This is a genomic window from Microbulbifer sp. CAU 1566 (assembly GCF_023156515.1).
Classification (GTDB): domain Bacteria; phylum Pseudomonadota; class Gammaproteobacteria; order Pseudomonadales; family Cellvibrionaceae; genus Microbulbifer.
Genome location: NZ_JALNMG010000004.1, coordinates 420,506 through 438,589 on the forward strand (window position 1 = coordinate 420,506; position 18,084 = coordinate 438,589).

The 18,084-nt window shown below is 59.4% G+C and carries 17 protein-coding genes; 13 read left to right on the forward strand and 4 right to left on the reverse strand.

The window, feature by feature from the left end:
• The first annotated feature begins 1 nt into the window (after position 1).
• A complete protein-coding gene (locus M0G74_RS12645; protein WP_248217535.1) occupies positions 2-1,135 on the forward strand; it encodes a hypothetical protein in 1,134 nt (377 codons plus the stop codon).
• A gap of 264 nt (positions 1,136-1,399) precedes the next feature.
• Here the strand turns inward: M0G74_RS12645 and M0G74_RS12650 are convergent, their stop codons facing one another.
• Both M0G74_RS12650 and znuC read right to left on the reverse strand, forming a co-directional pair.
• Entirely contained in the window at positions 1,400-2,209 is an 810-nt protein-coding gene (locus M0G74_RS12650) for an iron chelate uptake ABC transporter family permease subunit (RefSeq protein WP_160151815.1), read from the reverse strand.
• 5 nt (positions 2,210-2,214) lie between these two features.
• Positions 2,215-3,063 (reverse strand): zinc ABC transporter ATP-binding protein ZnuC, encoded by an 849-nt coding sequence (znuC, locus tag M0G74_RS12655; RefSeq protein WP_248217683.1) that lies wholly within the window; start codon positions 3,061-3,063, stop codon positions 2,215-2,217.
• 164 nt (positions 3,064-3,227) lie between these two features.
• Between znuC and M0G74_RS12660 the strand changes: the two genes are divergently transcribed.
• Entirely contained in the window at positions 3,228-4,136 is a 909-nt protein-coding gene (locus M0G74_RS12660; protein ID WP_248217537.1) for a zinc ABC transporter substrate-binding protein, read from the forward strand.
• A 49-nt stretch (positions 4,137-4,185) separates the two neighbouring features.
• Here M0G74_RS12660 and M0G74_RS12665 read toward each other — a convergent pair whose 3' ends face one another.
• Positions 4,186-4,734, reverse strand: coding sequence for a hypothetical protein (locus M0G74_RS12665; RefSeq protein WP_248217538.1), 549 nt, complete (start codon positions 4,732-4,734; stop codon positions 4,186-4,188).
• Positions 4,735-4,942: 208 nt separating this feature from the next.
• Between M0G74_RS12665 and polA the strand changes: the two genes are divergently transcribed.
• From polA to M0G74_RS12680, 3 genes are all read left to right on the forward strand, one after another.
• Positions 4,943-7,687 (forward strand): DNA polymerase I, encoded by a 2,745-nt coding sequence (gene polA / locus M0G74_RS12670; protein ID WP_248217544.1) that lies wholly within the window; start codon positions 4,943-4,945, stop codon positions 7,685-7,687.
• Between the two features lie 829 nt (positions 7,688-8,516).
• Positions 8,517-9,008 carry a hypothetical protein gene (locus M0G74_RS12675; RefSeq protein ID WP_248217545.1) on the forward strand — a complete coding sequence of 164 codons (492 nt, stop codon included), beginning with the start codon at positions 8,517-8,519 and terminating at the stop codon, positions 9,006-9,008.
• 32 nt (positions 9,009-9,040) lie between these two features.
• Positions 9,041-9,217, forward strand: coding sequence for a hypothetical protein (locus M0G74_RS12680; protein WP_248217546.1), 177 nt, complete (start codon positions 9,041-9,043; stop codon positions 9,215-9,217).
• A 4-nt stretch (positions 9,218-9,221) separates the two neighbouring features.
• Here the strand turns inward: M0G74_RS12680 and yihA are convergent, their stop codons facing one another.
• Positions 9,222-9,884: a ribosome biogenesis GTP-binding protein YihA/YsxC gene (gene yihA, locus M0G74_RS12685; protein WP_248217559.1), complete on the reverse strand. Its 663-nt coding sequence runs from the start codon at positions 9,882-9,884 to the stop codon at positions 9,222-9,224.
• Between the two features lie 136 nt (positions 9,885-10,020).
• Between yihA and M0G74_RS12690 the strand changes: the two genes are divergently transcribed.
• The 8 genes from M0G74_RS12690 to M0G74_RS12725 all read left to right on the forward strand — a co-directional run bounded on the left by M0G74_RS12690 (position 10,021) and on the right by M0G74_RS12725 (position 18,050).
• Positions 10,021-10,671, forward strand: a complete 651-nt coding sequence (locus M0G74_RS12690; RefSeq protein ID WP_160151808.1) for a c-type cytochrome — start codon at positions 10,021-10,023, stop codon at positions 10,669-10,671.
• A gap of 247 nt (positions 10,672-10,918) precedes the next feature.
• Positions 10,919-11,596 (forward strand): thiol:disulfide interchange protein DsbA/DsbL, encoded by a 678-nt coding sequence (locus tag M0G74_RS12695; protein ID WP_160151807.1) that lies wholly within the window; start codon positions 10,919-10,921, stop codon positions 11,594-11,596.
• Positions 11,597-11,751: 155 nt separating this feature from the next.
• On the forward strand, positions 11,752-12,972 hold the full coding sequence (locus tag M0G74_RS12700) for a hypothetical protein (protein ID WP_248217561.1): 1,221 nt from the start codon (positions 11,752-11,754) through the stop codon (positions 12,970-12,972).
• Between the two features lie 352 nt (positions 12,973-13,324).
• Positions 13,325-13,870: a hypothetical protein gene (locus M0G74_RS12705; protein ID WP_248217563.1), complete on the forward strand. Its 546-nt coding sequence runs from the start codon at positions 13,325-13,327 to the stop codon at positions 13,868-13,870.
• 150 nt (positions 13,871-14,020) lie between these two features.
• A complete protein-coding gene (locus M0G74_RS12710; protein WP_248217564.1) occupies positions 14,021-14,902 on the forward strand; it encodes a hypothetical protein in 882 nt (293 codons plus the stop codon).
• A gap of 68 nt (positions 14,903-14,970) precedes the next feature.
• Positions 14,971-15,381 (forward strand): ACT domain-containing protein, encoded by a 411-nt coding sequence (locus tag M0G74_RS12715; RefSeq protein ID WP_160151803.1) that lies wholly within the window; start codon positions 14,971-14,973, stop codon positions 15,379-15,381.
• Between the two features lie 91 nt (positions 15,382-15,472).
• Complete coding sequence (locus tag M0G74_RS12720) at positions 15,473-16,213, forward strand: hypothetical protein (RefSeq protein ID WP_248217574.1); 741 nt, start codon at positions 15,473-15,475, stop codon at positions 16,211-16,213.
• Positions 16,214-16,394: 181 nt separating this feature from the next.
• A complete protein-coding gene (locus M0G74_RS12725; RefSeq protein ID WP_248217575.1) occupies positions 16,395-18,050 on the forward strand; it encodes a M28 family metallopeptidase in 1,656 nt (551 codons plus the stop codon).
• The last annotated feature ends 34 nt before the right edge of the window (positions 18,051-18,084 follow it).

The following is an 18,084-nucleotide window of genomic DNA, read 5'->3' on the forward strand; positions in this document are numbered from 1 at the left end:
GATGGACCTTCAATTTAACTTTATTACTGAAAACCTAACTTCTCCGACTGAATTATTACTATTCTGTATTCCAATTTTAATACACGGAATCGTGCATTGGATTCGGCTTACCGATAAAAATCCCCATGAAATAAAAACATTGATTATCTTGCTGCCATCAATGTTTTGTTTTTTCTATTTTATTGCGCAGGGTAAATGGCAGTTATCTTTCGTAATGCTTGGTACGAACAAAATAGGAAAAATTACTGTCACTCCCTTTCTTGATTTGTTCTGGTCTTATTATCATTTTGGAAATCCATTTAAATGCTTTTTCTTGAGTAAGGAGCGACGGTTGGGGCCTTCGCAAAAGGCGATCAATAACGAAGAAGCTAAAATCTACGGGTTAAACTTAAGGTATGGTGTCCCGGAAAGGAATATACATTCCGAAAGTAGTAGAACTTATTATGGTGAGGTTGATAGGAAGCTGACGCAACGTTTAAAGTTTCCGGTACATATTTCAGAGATTAAACGCTGGAAGAAGTATCAATGGTCCACAGAGGCTAAAAGATACTTGGTTGGTTACGATTACACGCGATACCACACCAGATTCAATATTGTTGAAATGACAATTTGTGAGGCGACATTCGACGAAAAAAAGTGTAGCTCGTACGACGCAATATTGGAGGTGATCGTTGGGCATGTGTTCGAATGTGGGTCGCATCATATTTATGAGGACGCTCAGTTTCAGATAGAGAACATCGAAGTCCGACATAGAGCGCTTGGAAATCAGGACGCAGTACTTATCACTGTTAAGTCTGATTTAATCTACGATCATTTCTCACACTTTGTGTTGTTCAAGTCAGGACGCGACAAAATAGTATTTTTCGAGGTTGGTGATGATAACCAGTATTCGGGAAGTATTGCCGAACTGATATTTTCTACACTGCAAGTGCATCCGACAAAAAAAGCAAATGCGCAACTGGAGGAATTGGCACAAAATCATGACCTTATTAGAGATGCGAATTGCCTGCTGGATAGATTTGCGGAAAAACTAATTCAGCAAAGAAAAGAGGAAGAGAGAAAAGAAAAAATCGACCAGGAACAGTACGAAAAATGGTTGAAAGAGTTCGAGAGTTTACATGGCGTCAAGTTGTAGTAAGGATAAATAAAATTCGTGAATGGATTGCTTGTGGTTTGGTTGCTTCTACTAAGCAACTTGACTTAAGCCCAGCAGCGATCGTCTGGACTCGAAACGGGGCTACCCATTCAAGCCGCGCAATCCAGCCAGTACATCGAACACGGTATCCGCTTTACCGGATTCCCTGACACGAATGATGATGCCGGAGAGGTAGCTTTCTATTTTGGTATTGGTGGTGAATAGCGTGAATACGCACTGGCGACCTGGCAGATTACTAGCGGATCACGCTTCGCTTCTTGACCAGAACTGACCCAAAAGAAAAATCACCCCTGCCGCCAGTACAATCGACGGCCCCGCGGGGCTGTCCCACAATACCGATGCGGCAAGGCCCAGCAGCACCGCAATACAACCGATCAGCGACGCATATGCGGCCATCTGTTCCGGGGTGGTGGAAATGCGCCTGGCGGTGGCGGCGGGAATAATCAGCAGGGCGGTAATCAGCAGGACGCCCACGACTTTCATGGCGATGGCGATCAGCAGTGCCAGCATCAGCATCAGTGCCAGCCGAATCCTTTCAATTCGCACGCCCTCTACCGCCGCCAACTCCTCGTGCAGCGTAAAAGCCAGCAGTTTTGGCCACAGTAACAGCAGCAGTGCGGCAATCACCACCGCAGCGGCGGTCATCAGCATCAGATCCTCGGTGGACACCGCCAGCAGGTCTCCCAGCAGCAGCGACAGCAGGTCTACATTGATGTCCAGCAGGCTGACGGTAATGATGCCCAGCGCCAGCATCGAGTGGGAAAGAATACCGAGCAGGGTATCTACAGACAGATTCTGGCGGCGCTGGAAATACACCAGTAGCAAAGCCAGCAGGCAGCTGCTGGCGCCCACTGCCAGGGTCGGTTGTATGTGCAGTACGAAACCGAGGGTGACACCAAGCAGCGCAGAGTGGGCGAGGGTGTCGCCAAAGTAGGCCATGCGCCGCCACACCGCAAAACAGCCAAGGGGGCCGCTGACGACGGCGACCAGTAGTCCGGCGGCCAGGGCATACCAGAGAAAACTGCTGTACAGCAGCTGGGAAAAATCGTTCACGCTGACTATTGGTCCCCGTTGTGTTTGCTGGCCGGATCGCTGCTGTGGTCATGGTCATGGTCATGGTCATGGTCATGGTTATGGTTATGGTCATGCCCGTGATCGTGCTGGTGATCGTGACCACAGCAATCGTCGACCACTTCGCCACTCAGATCGTGATGATGGTTATGCTGGTGGTTGTAGAGCGCCAGTTTGTCCCCGAACAGTTCGAGGTAGGCCGGGTCGCGGCTGACCTGCTCCGGGTGGCCGTGACAGCAGATATGCTGGTTGACGCAGAGCACCCGGTCGGTAGCGGCCATCACCAGGTGCAGGTCGTGGGATACGAGTAACACGCCACAGTGCAGTTCGTCGCGCAATTGCGCAATCAGTTGATAGACCTCGCCCTGGCCACCGATATCCACCCCCTGGGTGGGCTCGTCCAGTACCAGCAGCTGGGGTTTGCGGGCGGCGGCGCGTGCCAGCAACACCCGCTGCATTTCGCCGCCGGAAAGGTCCGCCAGGCGTGCGTCCGCCAATTGCCCGGCACCGACCCGCGCCAGCGCATCCGCCACCTTGACGTTATCGATACCCAGTTGCAGGAAGCGTCCCACGGTCATCGGCATGGTGGCGTCGATGTGCAGGCGCTGGGGCATATACCCCAAACGCAGGCCGGGACGGCGCTCGACGCTGCCACTGGTGGGCTTCGTCAGTCCCAGCAACAGGCGCAACAGGGTAGTCTTGCCGGCGCCGTTGGGGCCGATGACGGTGACAATTTCCGCCGGCTCCAGCTCCAGGGAGATATCCCGCAGCAGTTGCCGGCCGGCAATTTCCAGGCCGAGGCCCCGGGCACGAATAAGCGGCGCGGATTGAGTCAGGGGAGGCTCCCGTGTAGCAGGTCTTTCATTTAGGTGGGTGAACGGCTGGCGAGTGTAAGCCGGGTGTGATTATATCGCACCCCCTTTTGCGGGGCGCAACGGGTGGTTTGGCGGCCATCTCAACGCTGGCCCCCAATTGAAACGGATCCTGAGGTTGTACTGCTATGTCCATTTTCCGCACTCTGGCACGGGGGCTGATCGCTGTTGTGGCGGCGCTTGTACTCACCGCCTGTGACCGGGGTGAAAACGCCACTGCGACAAATGATGATGGCGCGCGGGACATTGTTGTCAGCATTGCGCCGCTGGCGATGATCGCCGCAGAAATTGCCGGGACTGATACCCCGGTGCATACCCTGGTGCGAAATGGCGATCCCCACCACTACGCCCCCAAAGTCACCGACCGCGCAACCATGGAAAAGGCACAGCTGGTGATCTGGATGGGACCGGCCATGGAGTCGGTGCTGGCGCGCCAGATGGCGCTGTTACCGGAGCAGAAGCAGCTGGGCCTGCTGGCCGCCGGGGGCTATGAATATGAAGGCGCTGACGCCGGCGACCCGCACCTGTGGCTGCGACCACGCAATGCGGCGGTAATGGCGGCACACATTGCCGGGCGTCTGGCGGAACTGCATCCGCAGCAGGCAGAGCAATACCGCCAGCGGGCGCGAGATTTTTCGCGCGCCATGGCCAACCTGCAAAAGGTGCAGGACCGCGCGCTCTGGGCCTATCGGGATGCGGCGGTGGTCTCAACCCACCAGGCTTACAGCCAGTTCTTCGGCCCTGCCGGGGTGGCGGTGCAGAGCCTGGGCTCTTCGGCCAGCCATCAGCACGGTGCCCGCACCATGCTGGAAACCCGTAAGCCAACCGAAAATGGTGAGCAGCGCGGCTGCCTGTTTGGTGAAGTCCCCGCCAATGATCGCGATCGCCAGACCGCGGCACACCTGAACCTGGGCTACCAGGCGCTGGACCCACTGGGGAGCCTGTTGCCGGCAGGTGCCGGCTACCGCCAGCTTATGGAGCAACTGCTGACGGATACCCGCCAGTGCCTGGGAAGTATTCCCGACCGCAGCCAGTAGACTTTTTAGCAGCCAGTAGAGTTATTAACAGCGGCTAGTCGGAACTGCGTCAGCTCGGCTCCTGTTCGGGTTTGTCGGCAGGTTCTTCATCTACCTGTACATCTGCTGCAGGTGATACCCGATCCGCTTCTTCCCCGCTGCTCACCGGCAGTGGCTGATCCAGATTCTCGAGTGACTCAAGGGCTTCGGTTGGCAGTTCCAGCGTATCGGTAGACATCGGTGGTGCCGCTTCTTGCACCACCTGCTGCTCTTCCTGTTCCTGCTGTCCTTCCGCCATGAAGGCCTTCACCTGTTGCTGCTGGCTGGTGTGCACACTGGTCATCAGCGCCCGCCGATTGTGCACACGCAGCATGTCCTGGCGATACTGCTCGCGGTTCTGCTCTTCGACCAGGCGCTTGTTGGTGTCGGCGTTTTCTTCGGTGACCAGATCCGGGACCGGGTGGGCAACGGCCTCCAGGTGCTCCATGGTCTCTGCGGCATAGGCGGAGCTCGGTTGAACGGTTTCCCCGGTGCTGCCATTGTGGCTCTGGTCCTGCGCAGCCGCCGCACCGGCGATCCCCAGAGCCAGGGCCAGGGGGACAAATAGGCGGGATTTCATGGTGTTTTGCCTCTCGGTAATTTCCCTTTACCAAGCCTAGAAGCTGCTGCCGAGACGGGGGTGACACTGCGATGACTGGCGCGGCGGCGACGATGGATTGAACGGCCGCGGGGCAAATTCCGCCGCCGGTGCACGAGCGAAATTCTTTCAACGCGGGTATCCTGTCGCCCAACAAATCCGTCACAGCAAACCGAATTTCTATTTGTCTATGAGCAACGATAAGTCCTCTTCCGCGCCACTGATTCTGGTGGACGGCTCCTCCTACCTTTATCGCGCCTTTCACGCCCTGCCGCCGCTCGCCACCAGCAATGGCCAGCCCACCGGCGCCGTGCGCGGGGTGATATCCATGTTGCGCAAACACCTGAAGGAGCACCCGGACAGCCCGGTAGTGGTGGTGTTCGATGCCAAGGGCAAAACCTTCCGCGACGAGCTGTTCGAGGAGTACAAATCCCACCGCCCGCCGATGCCGGACGACCTGCGCGCGCAGATACAGCCGATCCACGACATCATTGATGCCATGGGCCTGCCGCGCCTGGTGATTGACGGTGTGGAGGCGGACGACGTCATCGGCACCCTGGCATTGCAGGGGGCGGAGCAGGGCATGGACGTGATCATTTCCACCGGCGACAAGGACATGGCCCAGTTGGTGCGCCCTGGGGTCACCCTGGTCAACACCATGTCCAATACGGTGATGGATGTGGACGGGGTGAAAGATAAATTTGGTGTCGGCCCGGAGCTGATCATCGACTTCCTCGCACTGATGGGCGACAAGGTGGACAACATCCCCGGCGTGCCCGGTGTCGGCGAGAAAACCGCGCTGGCGCTACTGCAGGGACTCGGCAGCCTGAAGGATATTTATGCCAACCTGGATGGGATAGCGCCGTTGGGATTCCGCGGTTCCAAAACCCTGGCGAAGAAAATGGAAGAGCATAAGGACGCGGCGGATATGTCCTATGTGCTCGCCACCATCAAGACCGATGTGGAAATGGACTATAAGCCACAGACGCTGGCCAACAGCGAACCGGATACCGACAGGCTGCGCGAGCTGTTTACCGAAATGGAATTCCGCAGCTGGGTGGAAGAGCTGGCCGGCGAGGGCGATGCCGAATCCGCCGCCGAGGCCATGGCCGTTGAACGTAACTACAGCATCCTCCTCGACGAAAAAGAGCTGGATAACTGGCTGCAGAAACTCAAGCGCGCGGAAATTTTCGCCTTTGATACCGAAACTACCAGCCTCAACTATATGCAGGCGAAACTGGTGGGCGTGAGCTTTGCGGTGGAAGCGGGCGAAGCCGCTTACCTGCCACTGGCCCACGACTATATGGGAGCGCCGGCGCAGATCGATTTTGACAAGGCGCTGGCGAAACTGAAGCCGATTCTCGAAGACGAGAACTGCAAAAAAGTAGGCCAGAACCTCAAATACGACAGCCACATCCTCGCCAACTACGATATCGAACTGCGCGGCATCGCCCGCGATACCATGCTCGAGTCCTACGTGCTGAACAGCACCGGCAGCCGCCACGATATGGACACCCTCGCCCTGAAATACCTGGGCGAGACCACCATCAAGTTCGAGGATATTGCCGGCAAGGGCGCCAAGCAGCTCACCTTTAACCAGATAGAGTTGGACAAGGCGGGCCCTTACGCCGCAGAAGATGCCGATATCACCCTGCGCCTGCACCAGGAACTGAGCAGCCGCCTGGCCAAAGAGCCAAGCCTGGAAAAAGTCCTCGACGAAATCGAAATGCCGCTGGTGCCGGTGCTCACCCACATCGAGCGCAACGGGGCCTATATCGACGCGGCCATGCTGAAAAAGCAGTCCGGCGAGCTGGAAGAAAAAATGCGCGTGCTGGAACAGCAGGCCTACGACGAGGCGGGGGAGGAGTTTAATCTCGGTTCCACCAAACAGCTGGGTAGCATTCTGTTCGAGAAGCTGGAAATTCCGGTCATCAAGAAAACCCCGAAAGGGGCACCGTCCACTGCTGAACCCGTGTTGCAGGAACTGGCGCTGTCACACAAGCTGCCGGCGCTGATCATGCAATACCGCGGTATGGCCAAGCTGAAGAACACCTACACCGACAAGCTGCCGCTGATGATCGACCCGACCACCGGCCGCGTGCACACCTCCTACCACCAGGCGGTGGCCGCCACCGGGCGTTTGTCTTCTTCCGACCCCAACCTGCAGAACATTCCGATCCGCACCGAAGAGGGGCGCCGCATTCGCCAGGCGTTTGTGGCCGATCCGCGCATCAACGGCGGCAGCGCCATTGTGGCCGCGGACTATTCCCAGATCGAACTGCGCATCATGGCGCACCTGTCCGGGGACAAGGGGTTGCTGGATGCCTTTGCCGAGGGCGCGGACATTCACCGCGCAACCGCCGCTGAAGTGTTCGAGGTGCCGGTGACGGAAGTCACTGACGAGCAGCGCCGCCGCGCCAAGGCGATCAACTTTGGCCTGATTTACGGCATGAGCGCCTTCGGTCTTGCCAAGCAGCTGGATATTCCGCGCGCGGATGCCCAGTCGTATATCGACCGCTACTTCGAGCGCTACCCGGGCGTACTGGCGTATATGGAAAATACCCGCAAACAAGCCGCGGACAAGGGCTATGTCGAGACCCTGTTTGGTCGCCGCCTGTACCTGCCGGAGATCAACTCCCGCAACGGCATGCAGCGCCAGGCCGCCGAGCGCACGGCGATCAACGCGCCCATGCAGGGCACCGCGGCAGACATCATCAAACGCGCAATGATTGCGGTGGACGCCTGGCTGCGAGATGAAAAACTCAAGACCCGGCTGATCATGCAGGTGCACGATGAACTGGTGCTGGAAGTGCCCGCAGATGAGCGCTCACTGGTCGTGCAGCGGATACCGGAATTGATGCAGGCAGCGGCGGAACTGGACGTGCCCCTGATTGCCGAACTGGGAGAAGGGGCCAACTGGGACGAGGCGCACTAAAAATTTTTAAATTATTTTGAAAATTTTTTGTTTCCGGTGGAACTCCGCCGGAAACAGCCCCTCTAAGAAGCAAGATCGTTGGATTGCAACATCATCCCCCAAAGCTTAGTCAGAAGCCCCTCGCCCCGAAACTACCCCCATCGGGGCTTTTTTTTTGCCTGAATTTTGACCTGCCGCCAGCGCGCATCGCCATCGCGTTTCCGCAAAGTTGACTGTTTATTGCCCGCTGAAATGGGAGATTGCTCGGCTGCGGGGAATAAAGTCTCAGAATGGAAATATTTTGCCCGCAAGGATGCGTCTTGTGGGATAGAGTTCTGTGAATCCGAAGGCCGGAAACGGAATACGAAGACAGAAAAAATTGTGGGGAACCTTAGCCCCGCAGCTTAGTCTTTGTAGTGAAGGAAGTGCATCGGATGCAGTGGAATTTGGGTGAGAACCCAAAGGCGTGCCCGTCCCCCTGGGCACGCCTCCCAAGTGCCCATCCCCAAGGGCACTGACCCCTAGCCGGCAGCTGCAATCTGCCGGCTTTTTTTTACCTGTGAGTTTTACCGCTGGTCTTCACCTTTGGCTTTCACTGGCGAGGGCTCAATCTGTCCGCCCATCGGTACCGGAAAACACCTCAGGTCACTTCGCCAGGCCCTGTCAGCCATGTCTGTTGCTGGTTGATTTGTGAGCAGCTTAATTTCAGTTTAGTCGAATTCTGGCGGCGCAATTCACTTGTAGCGCAATCGGCAACCTATCCTTCAATTGCAAATGATAATGCTTCGCATTAGCATGGTTTGCAGTGTTTGAGGTGTGCCCCGCAGCGGGCCGAACAAGAGGGTTGACGGTGAACTTACGATTTCTGTGTGCCAATCATCGCCAGTGGCTGATGACGAGTGTCTCCCGTGCGGAGCAGGCGTGGCTGGAATGGATGGAGCGGGGCGCCATGCTTTGCGAGGAGGGGCAGTACCGGCAGGCGATCCCGTTTCTCGGCTGCGCCTTTGAACTGGCGGATTACCTGCTGGGAGAGCGGTCTCCCGGTTATTCGGTGGCGGCCATGCGTTTTACCGACAGTGCCCGACTGCTGATGGAGGCCTATCACCAGTGCGGGGAAAGCGGCCACGGCAATTACATACTGGTGGTTGCCAGCTCAAGGCTGGCACAGGAGCTGGTGGTCAAATCCCATTACCAGATGACCGCGGACTGTATCCGGGCGCTGTACACTACCGGTGTCGGCGTGCCGGAGGCCTGGCGCCAGGCGCTGGATAGCGGGGAAGGACTGTCGTCCTCGCGGTCACTGCCGGCCGCCTGGCGGCAGATGTCTACACGCCTGCACTAGCGGGCGCCGCGCCAGGAAGAGCGAGCCAAACCATGTCCTCCGACCGCTATGTGAAAGTCCAGATCAGCCAGCGTGCGCTGGTGTCCCTGATCGCCGCTCGTCATCTCACCGCCGAGCAGCTGCGCGGCCTCACACCCACCGCACGGCGGGCACTGCGGCGCATACTGCTCGATAGCTTAAAGGAAGATACCCACGGCAGTAGTCATTAGCCGGTTACTGGCCGTCTTCCTGCTCCACGCCAGATTCGCCTTCTTGCGGCAATGCCAGCCACTGGTTCAGGCGCTGCTCCAGCTTGTCCAGCCCCTTGCTCTTGGGTGCGGAAAAGATCTGTACCGTGACGTTGGTGTCCAGTTCGCGTTCCTTGAGCTCTTTTTCCACCGCGAAGCGGATGTTGTTGGCGGGGCCGTTTTTCAGCTTGTCGCACTTGGTCAGCAGAATATGCGCCGGCAGTCCGGAGTTCACCGCCCAGGTGAGCATCTGCAGGTCGAAGTCTTTCAGCGGCTGGCGGATGTCCATCAACAGCACCAGGCCCTTGAGGCAGTTGCGCTGCTCCAGGTAAAAGGCGAGGTGGCGCTGCCACTCGTCCTTCATGGAGCGAGCGACCTTGGCGTAGCCGTACCCGGGCAGGTCCACCAGGCGCTGGTGTTCACCGAGCTTGAAGAAGTTGATCAGCTGGGTGCGGCCGGGGGTCTTGGAGGTGCGCGCCAGCTTGCCGTTATCGGTGAGCGCATTGATGGCGCTGGACTTGCCGGCATTCGAGCGTCCCGCGAAGGCCACCTCGGCACCGAAATCCTCCGGACACTCCGCCAGGGTGGGGGCGCTGATCAGAAACTCGGCGCGTCGATAGTTAATTCGTTCTACATTGGATTCAGACATTGGTCTTCCCGGTACACTCAGATGGCGCGCAAGTATATAATGCCGCGGTTTTATCGTCGCTGGTGGCTGCCGGGCCTATGGTAGCTGCTGGTAACGGGGATCGGGTGCAAAACTTCAGCGCGCAACAGGACGACGTATGAACAGCATTATAAAAAAGGCCGCTCTGGCTTTGGGGATGGTGGCATTTGCTCAACTGGGCCATGCTGCTGGTGACGCCAGTGCGGGGCAAGCCAAGGCAGCAGCCTGTGCGGCCTGCCACGGAGCCGACGGCAATAGCCCGGCGCCGACCTTCCCGAAAATCGCCGGACTCGGCGAAAAGTATCTGCTGAAGCAGATCCACGACATCAAAAGCGGTGCGCGCGTTGTACCCGAGATGACCGGCCAGCTGGACAACATGAGCGACCAGGACATGGCGGATATCGCCGCCTACTTCGCCGCCCAGAATATCCAGATTTCCGGCTCCGAGGCCTTCTCGGTGATGCTGAATAACGGCGATAACGTCGACGGCCTGGCGCTGGGTCGCAAGATCTTCCGCGCGGGTAACAGCAGCACCGGTGTACCGGCATGCATGGGCTGTCACTCTCCCTCGGGCCAGGGCAATGCGCCGGCTGGCTATCCGCGCCTGTCTGGCCAGTACGCCGAATATGTGGAAAAGCAGCTGAAGGCTTTCCGCTCCGGCGCCCGTGCTAACGATGGCGACAACCGCGTAATGCGCAGTGTGGCCAAGCAGTTGTCCGATGCCGAGATCAAGGCGCTGGCCAACTATGTGGCAGGTGTGACCGAGTAAGCGAGTCAGCGAGAGGCCGGGTACCGGCGCTTGCGAACACCTCTTGAGAGCACTTCTTGATAGCACCTGGGGCCGGTCACTGACCGGCCTTTTTGTGTCCGGTCTTTTGTTCCGCCAACGTGCGGGTTGCACCGGAACCGGGGAACTTCAATAATTTCCGCGGTCTACAGTTATCCTTAACTGGTTTTTGATGATTTCAGCCCGGCACTGGCTGCCGGCCCAAGAATAAAATTCGGAGTACACACTTATGAGAGCCGTTGTCGCACTCTTCACCATGTTGCTGAGCCTGGCCGCCTGCGCCCAGGAGACCGGGGGCAAATTCAAAGCTGGCGAATACTACGAGGTTCTGCCCCAGGCGGTCGCCCAGGACGACGACAGTAAGATCGAGGTCACCGAACTCTTCTGGTACGGCTGTGGCCACTGCTACCACTTCGAGGTACCGCTGAAAAAATGGCAGAAAACCATGCCGGAGGACGTGGCGCTGAAAAAGATCCCGGCCATTTGGCAGCCGGTGATGGAAGTGCACTCGCGCATCTTCTATGTCGCCGAAGCCATGGGTGTGCTGGATCAGGTCCACGCTCCTATCTTCAACGCCATCGCCCAGCAGCGCAAAATGTTCGCCACCCGCGATGGCCGCGACTGGAAAGCGGATGATGCTGCGATCGCCGCCATCTTCAACGACAACGGTGCCGATGGCGCCAAAGCGGTGAAGCTGCTCAACTCTTTCGCCATCAACAGCAAGATCAAGCAGGGTCAGGCCAAACAGCGCGCCTACAACCTGTCCGGTACCCCGGAAATGGTCGTGGCCGGTAAATACCGCGTCAGCACCTCTCTGCCAGGCTTCAAGGGCAAGTCCAACGGTCAGCAGGTGATGCTGGACGTGGTGGATTTCCTGATCGAGAAAGAGCGCGCCGAAAAAGGCTGATCTTTCCCGCCGCTGAAAAACCCCGCCTGGCGGGGTTTTTTTATGCCTGCGAGGGCGGGTTCGCCTGCTGCTCCTGTCTCGAACCCTTGCCAGCCCAGCCTGCCCAGCTGCTACGCTAAAACGGGGTAGCGTTAATTTTCCGCCAGCCAAACAAAATGCCCAGATTTCGACCATTTCGCGTGTTTCTGTTCCTGCTGCTGTATGGGTGGGTATCCCTGCTGTGGGCGCAGAGCGACGCCGCACCAGAACCCCAGACTGCCCAGGAAAAAGACCAGGCGACCGCCGCACGGGCCATCAACCTTCTTTCCTTTGTCGCCGTCGATTACCCCGAGGCGGTGGTGGAAAGCGCGACCCGCGATGCGCGCCTCTACCGCCAGCTGCAGGAAAACGTGCAGGTAGCGGCCGCACTGTTGCAGCAACTGCCGGACAAACCGGGACGGGCGCAACTGGCCAATTCCCTGCAGGAGCTGGACGCGATCATCGAACAGATGCGCGAGCCGGAGCTGGTGCGCCGCCGCGCCAATGCCGCGGCGGACCGCATCGCGGCGCTTTACCAGGTGCCCCGCTCGCCCGCCGAAATGCTGCCACCGCCGGAGGAGGCGGAGGGGCTCTACCGCGAGCGCTGCAGCCGCTGCCACGGTATTGGCGGCCGCGCGCCCCAGCCAGAGCGTCGCCTGGACGACCCGAACCGCATGGGCAATTTCAGCCTTTACGATTTTTACAATGCACTGGAACCCACCCGCGAGGATGCCCACGGCCAGGTCATTGATGGCGACCTCGGCAGCCGGCAACGTTGGGCGCTGGCGGTACTGGTGGCCGGTTTTTCTGCGCCACAGGTAGCACCCTCGGCAAAGCTCGCGGAACAATTCCCGGCGCTGGTGGGCCCGCCCGGTGCCGCCATAGTGCGGCCGGCGGAAATACCGCAAGAGGCGGGTAATGCCTTGCGCTGGTGGCGCGCACACCCGCAACAGACACGCCACCTGCAACATCCACTGGCCCGTGCTGCCGGGCTGCTGTACCTGGCACAGAATGCCTACCGCGGCGGCGATAACGCCAGTGCCTACCACCAGCTGATGCTGGCAATGCGCGAGGGGTTTGCGCCTGCGCGGGCGGAACTGATGGCACGTAACCCGGCACTGGTGACCCAGCTGGACCAGCAGTGGCAGGAGTTGCGCCAGAGCATCCTGGACCAGGCTCCGGCCAATGAGGTGATCGAAAAATTCCAGCGCCTGCAGGCCAATGTGGTGCGCGGTCGCGAGCAATTGCAGCCCACATCCGGTGCCGGGATATACGGCTGGGCGGCGCTGTTGTTTCTGGCGGCGTTGGGGGTGGGACTACTGCTGTGGTATGGCTTGCGCCGGCCGAGACATGGATAAAACTAAAAAGTGCGTACTTCAGGGGCCCTATTTATTTCTTACCCCTGTGGCGGTGACGATACCGGGTACAGCCTTGTGAGACACGCCGTGAACCCATCCCTGGGGGCTCGGCTGCGGCCGTCCTGGCCGCAGACGGTCTCACAAGACTGTACCCGGCATCGCCACCTTCACGGAAAGTCCTGCTGTTCTACTAACTGTCCTACTACCAATTGAATCGCTCCCTTAGCCTGCCATGGCGCCCAATCAAAGAAAATTGTCGCATCTGCTGCCACTGTTGAGATTTACGACTAGGCTTTTATTTAGGTTGTTCAAATAACCGCCAGTCGTTGAACCCAACAGAGAAGAGTGCCGCATGAAGTTTTTGCGTCAGTTGTCCTTCCGTCCCGTTCTCCTGTCCCTGCTGCAGGCCTATTGCCTGGTGCTGGTCGTGTTTTTCCTTGTCCCCGTGATGGCCTCCGCCCAGGAGCAAACCCACGATCAGGCGACGGCCCGCCAGTGGGCCGGCAACTGGCTGGTGGTGGGGCAGGGGGATGAGCAGCTGGTGTGGCAGCTCAAGGCCGATGGAACCGGCTTCGCCCACGGCTTCCGCGCCGACGGCCAGCTGACCCATGGTTTTGCCATCTCCTGGCGGATCGAGGGCGACACGGTGCGTATCCGCACCGGCGGTACCCTGCACTGCAACAGTGGCATGGTGTACGCGCAATTTACCGGCTGGAGCCCGGTGACCCTAGACTTCAGCGTGATCGACGGTCGTCACTGGCGCCAGCACAACGGCGGCATCCTGTCGTTCCAGCGCCGCCTGCCGGATTGGGAAACCCCGAATCACGGTGCCGAGTGCCCCAATCTCTACAACGGTGACCGCAAGGCGCCCGAGCAAACCGCCTCAACCGGCAACTGATCGCCGGTGATGAATACCCCCAGCTCGGGCCTAGCGCCTTACTGCCGGTCGGGCCAGGAGCGCCCCGCCGGCGGTGAGATCCAGCGCCCCCGAACCCAGTGTCGAAAGCTTCAGGGACGAATAAAGCGCAAGCGGAGACCGGCTGTGACCATGAAGCAGCAACGCTTTATTCCTGCAACCATGCCCAGAGTGTTCGTCGCGGCCCTGGCCGCGGTCCTGCTGGGTGTCGGTGCGGCGTCCCGAGCGGATGAAAAAACCGCTGGTGCTGCGGGCCAGATCGGTGGCCTGGAGAGACCGCTAGAAAATCCGGCTGAGCCCGGCGCCAAAGACGAAGCCCAGTATCCGGGTTGGGCCACCGAATCCCGTCTGAAAGCGGACCAGTGGGTGGGCAACTGGCTGATCTCCCGCGACGGCGAGGCCCAGCATGTGTGGAGCCTGAACAAAGACGGCACCGGCCGCTCCTACGCCTTCAGCGAGAGCGGCGGCAAAATGAAATTCTCCTACGGCTACGATATTCGCTGGTACTTCGACCCCTTTACCCAGATGGCCAACATCAAAACCGAGCGCCGGATTGTCTGCCGCGGCGGCCGCCTATATCCCTATTTCCTCACCCTCAAATCCTACGAAAGTGACTACGTGGTGAAGGGCAAGTACGCCTGGCAGACTACCTGGACTGAAGCCAGCATCGGCCGCAATTACCTGCACAAATCCCTGGTGGTATTCATCGCGCCGCTATCTGGCTGGCACAACCCGGAAAAAGACGCGCCCTGCCCGCAGTTTCCGCGGATGGATATCGAAAAAGACATCGACACCGCGCTGGATCGCTGGGATATGGAAGCCGAAGTCAGCGAGGTGCTGGTCGACACTACGCCGGTAGAGGGCGAGCCCGAGTTCCAGGGGGAAGAGTTCGGACCCGCGCCCAAATCGCCCAAGGGCAAGGTCCCACAACCGCGCAAAGACTCCGCCAAAGCCCGCATCAAGGACAAGTCCCGCAAAAAGGGCACCAAGCCCAAACAGCCCAAGCGCAATTGAACCCCGACACCCAGAGCCAGTGCAGAGCGAACCCGCAAAACGCTAGCCACCAAAGGGAGATACCGCCGATGAATGCCCAGGTAAAAATAGATCAGCTACTGCAGCGTTTGACCCCGATTCTCAACCGGGAACCGCTGGTGATGTGTCTGCTGGACGAGCAGCAGCTACAGCGCCTGCTGCCGCAATGCCTGTGTATTTTTCGCGAGCGGGAGGGGATCTGTGCGCTCCTGTCGAAGCAGGTGGCCGAGTGCGAATCCCTGCTGCAGGAGGGAGGCTACCGCCAGATCACCCTGCATTTTTCATCCTGCCTGCAGGTGCCGGGCCTGACCGGAACCATAGTGCGTGAACTGGCGGAGGCGGGCATTCAGGCCAACGTGGTGTCCGCGCGCTGCCACGAGCATCTCCTGGTCAGTGAGCACGACGCGCCCCAGGCCATGCAGATTCTCTACGGCATCAGCAATCGCTTGCAGTACAGCTGACCCGCGCCATACCGGCGCAGCAGACACAAAAATTCCAGTTACAAAACACGGTGACGGCAGGGAGTGCCGCAAAAGGAGCTCCCCGCCGACCATGCATATTGCCTACCCAGCTCCGCTGCCCCACGGGCGCATCCGGCAGTTGCTGCCCGACTTCTTTGTGGTACGCGGCACCGCCCGCGTCGCCCCGGGCGTGGTGGTCAATCGCAATATGGGCATAGTGCGCAACGGCGACGACCTGTTGCTGGTAAACCCGGTGCGTCTGCGCAAACTGGAAGAGGAGCGCCTGTGCGAGTTGGGCCGGGTGCGCCAGGCGGTGCGTCTGGGTTACTACCACGGTTGCGACGATCTCTACTACCGGGATCGTTTCAATGTGTTCTTCTGGCGCCAGGAGCAATCGAATCGCTATCCGCTGCCACCGGCGGACCAGTTTCTGTGTGATGGCGGCACCTGCCCGGTCACCGGTGGCCGGGTGTTCGAATTTTCCAATAGCCGGGTGCCGGAAGCGGCGCTGTTGATTCCCCAGGCCGGCGGCCTGCTGCTCACCTGTGATGCGCTGCAGTACTGGGACGGCTGGACCGGCTGTAGCTGGGCGGGTAAGTGGCTGCTGCGATTAAGCGGGGTGCATCAGGGAATGCAGGTGGCGCCCGCCTGGCGCAGCCGCGCCACACCCACTGACGAGAACAGCCAGCGCTGGCTGGCGGCGGACTTCCGGCGCCTGCTCAACCTGCCGTTCTACCACCTGCTGGGCGGCCACGGGGATTTCTGTGCGGACCGCGCCCACGAGCTGGCTGAACGGGCGGTGGGCAGCAGCTTTGTGCGGGTTTCCCTGTGAGAATCTTGGTGAGAGCCCTGGTGAGAGTGCTTGAAAGTGAATTTATCGGTGTCCATATGAGAGCCCCCGCACAGCCCTGATGTCCCCCAATCGCCGGTGTTCCCGCGCTGGCTCGTGATAAGCTGCGGTAAAAACACCTGCAGCCGCGCTGCACCCGCAATCTGTATTCGACGAGTTCTGCATGAGAATAAAAAGCCTGACCGGCAGTCTGGTTCTGGCCGGCGCCCTGCTCAGCGCCTGCAGCATTAATATTCCTTTCTTCCCTATTCCCTCCGCCGACAGCGAGCGAATCCGTGCGGATGTGGACTACCTGGCAGCGGACGCCCTGCAGGGCCGCCAGACCGGCAGCGCCGGTTATCAGCAGGCGGCGGATTATGTGGCTGCGCGCTTTGCCGCCCTGGGGCTGAAATCCATCACCGGTGACGACTATTTCCAGCCGGTTCCTTTCCGCGAGGCGCGCTGGCAACAGGGTAGTGAAGGCGACCATCGTGCCAGCCTGATGCTTCACGGCCGCGACGGCGATATTACGTTCGAGCTGGGTTCGGACTTCCTCGCGTCACCAGCCACCATCGCGCAAAACACGGCCACCTCCGCGGCACTGGTGTTTGTGGGCTACGGTATCGAGGCGCCGGAATTCGGTCTCAATGACTACGCCGGGCTGGATGTGCAGGGCAAGATCGTGGTGCTGCTGGATGGCCGCCCGCCGCGCCTGCCTAACGAAGTGGGTGCTCACTACGCATCGGGGCGCACCAAGCGCGACACCGCCGCCCGCCACGGCGCCGTGGGTTATATCACCCTGAATACCCCGGCGCGAGAGGCCCGGCGTCCCTTCGCGCGCTCGGCGGAACACCTGAACGACCCCAGCTTTGACTGGCTGCGTGCGGATGATGTACCGGGCAATGCCACCCCCGGAATGCACTCGGGGGTGGTGCTGGATATGCCGGCGGCCAAGCAGCTGTTTATGGGCGCACCCCGCAGCCTGGATACCATATTTACCGAGATGAAAAACGGCGTGGTGCCGAAGGGGTTTGTGTTGCCCTACAGTGCCACTCTGACCAGTGCGGCCGAGCATAAAAAGATCATCAGCCCGAATGTGGTAGGCCTGCTGCCCGGCGGTGACCCGAAACTGAAGGACGAGTATGTGGTCTTCTCCGCGCACCTGGATCATATCGGTCTGGATACCGCTGGTGACGGCGATCGGGTAAACAACGGTGCCCAGGACAATGCCGCCGGTATTGCGGTGATGCTGGAGGTAGCGCGACTGTTTGTGGAATCCGGCCGCGCGCCGCGTCGCTCGATTCTGTTTGTGGCGGTAACGGCGGAAGAGGAGGGGCTGCTGGGCTCTGACTATTTCGCCCAGCACCCGCCGGTGCCGCCCAAATCCATGGTGGCGAATATCAACCTGGATATGCCGATGCTGTTGTATCCCTTCCGGGATGTGATTGCCTTCGGCGCCGAGCACTCGAGCCTGGGCAAAACCGCGAAGCGCGCGGCGGAGCGCACCGGCCTGAAACTGAGCCCAGACCCTATGCCGGAGCAGGTGATTTTTGTGCGCAGCGATCACTACAGTTTTGTGCGCCAGGGGGTTCCGTCCATTTATCTGATCACCGGGCGCGAGGCGATCGACTCAAGTATCGATGGCACTCAGGCGCAGGTGGCGTTCCTGCAGTCGCGCTACCACCGACCCGGTGATGAGGCCGACACACAGGTGAATTACGTGGCCGCGCAGCAGTTTGCCGAAGTGAACTATGTGATTGCGCGGGAAGTAACGGATGAGGATAAAAAGCCGCGCTGGAATCGCGGGGACTTTTTTGGGGATTTGTATTCGACGAAGTAGCTTCCGGCCTCGTTAAAGCAAGCCCGGTGGCGGC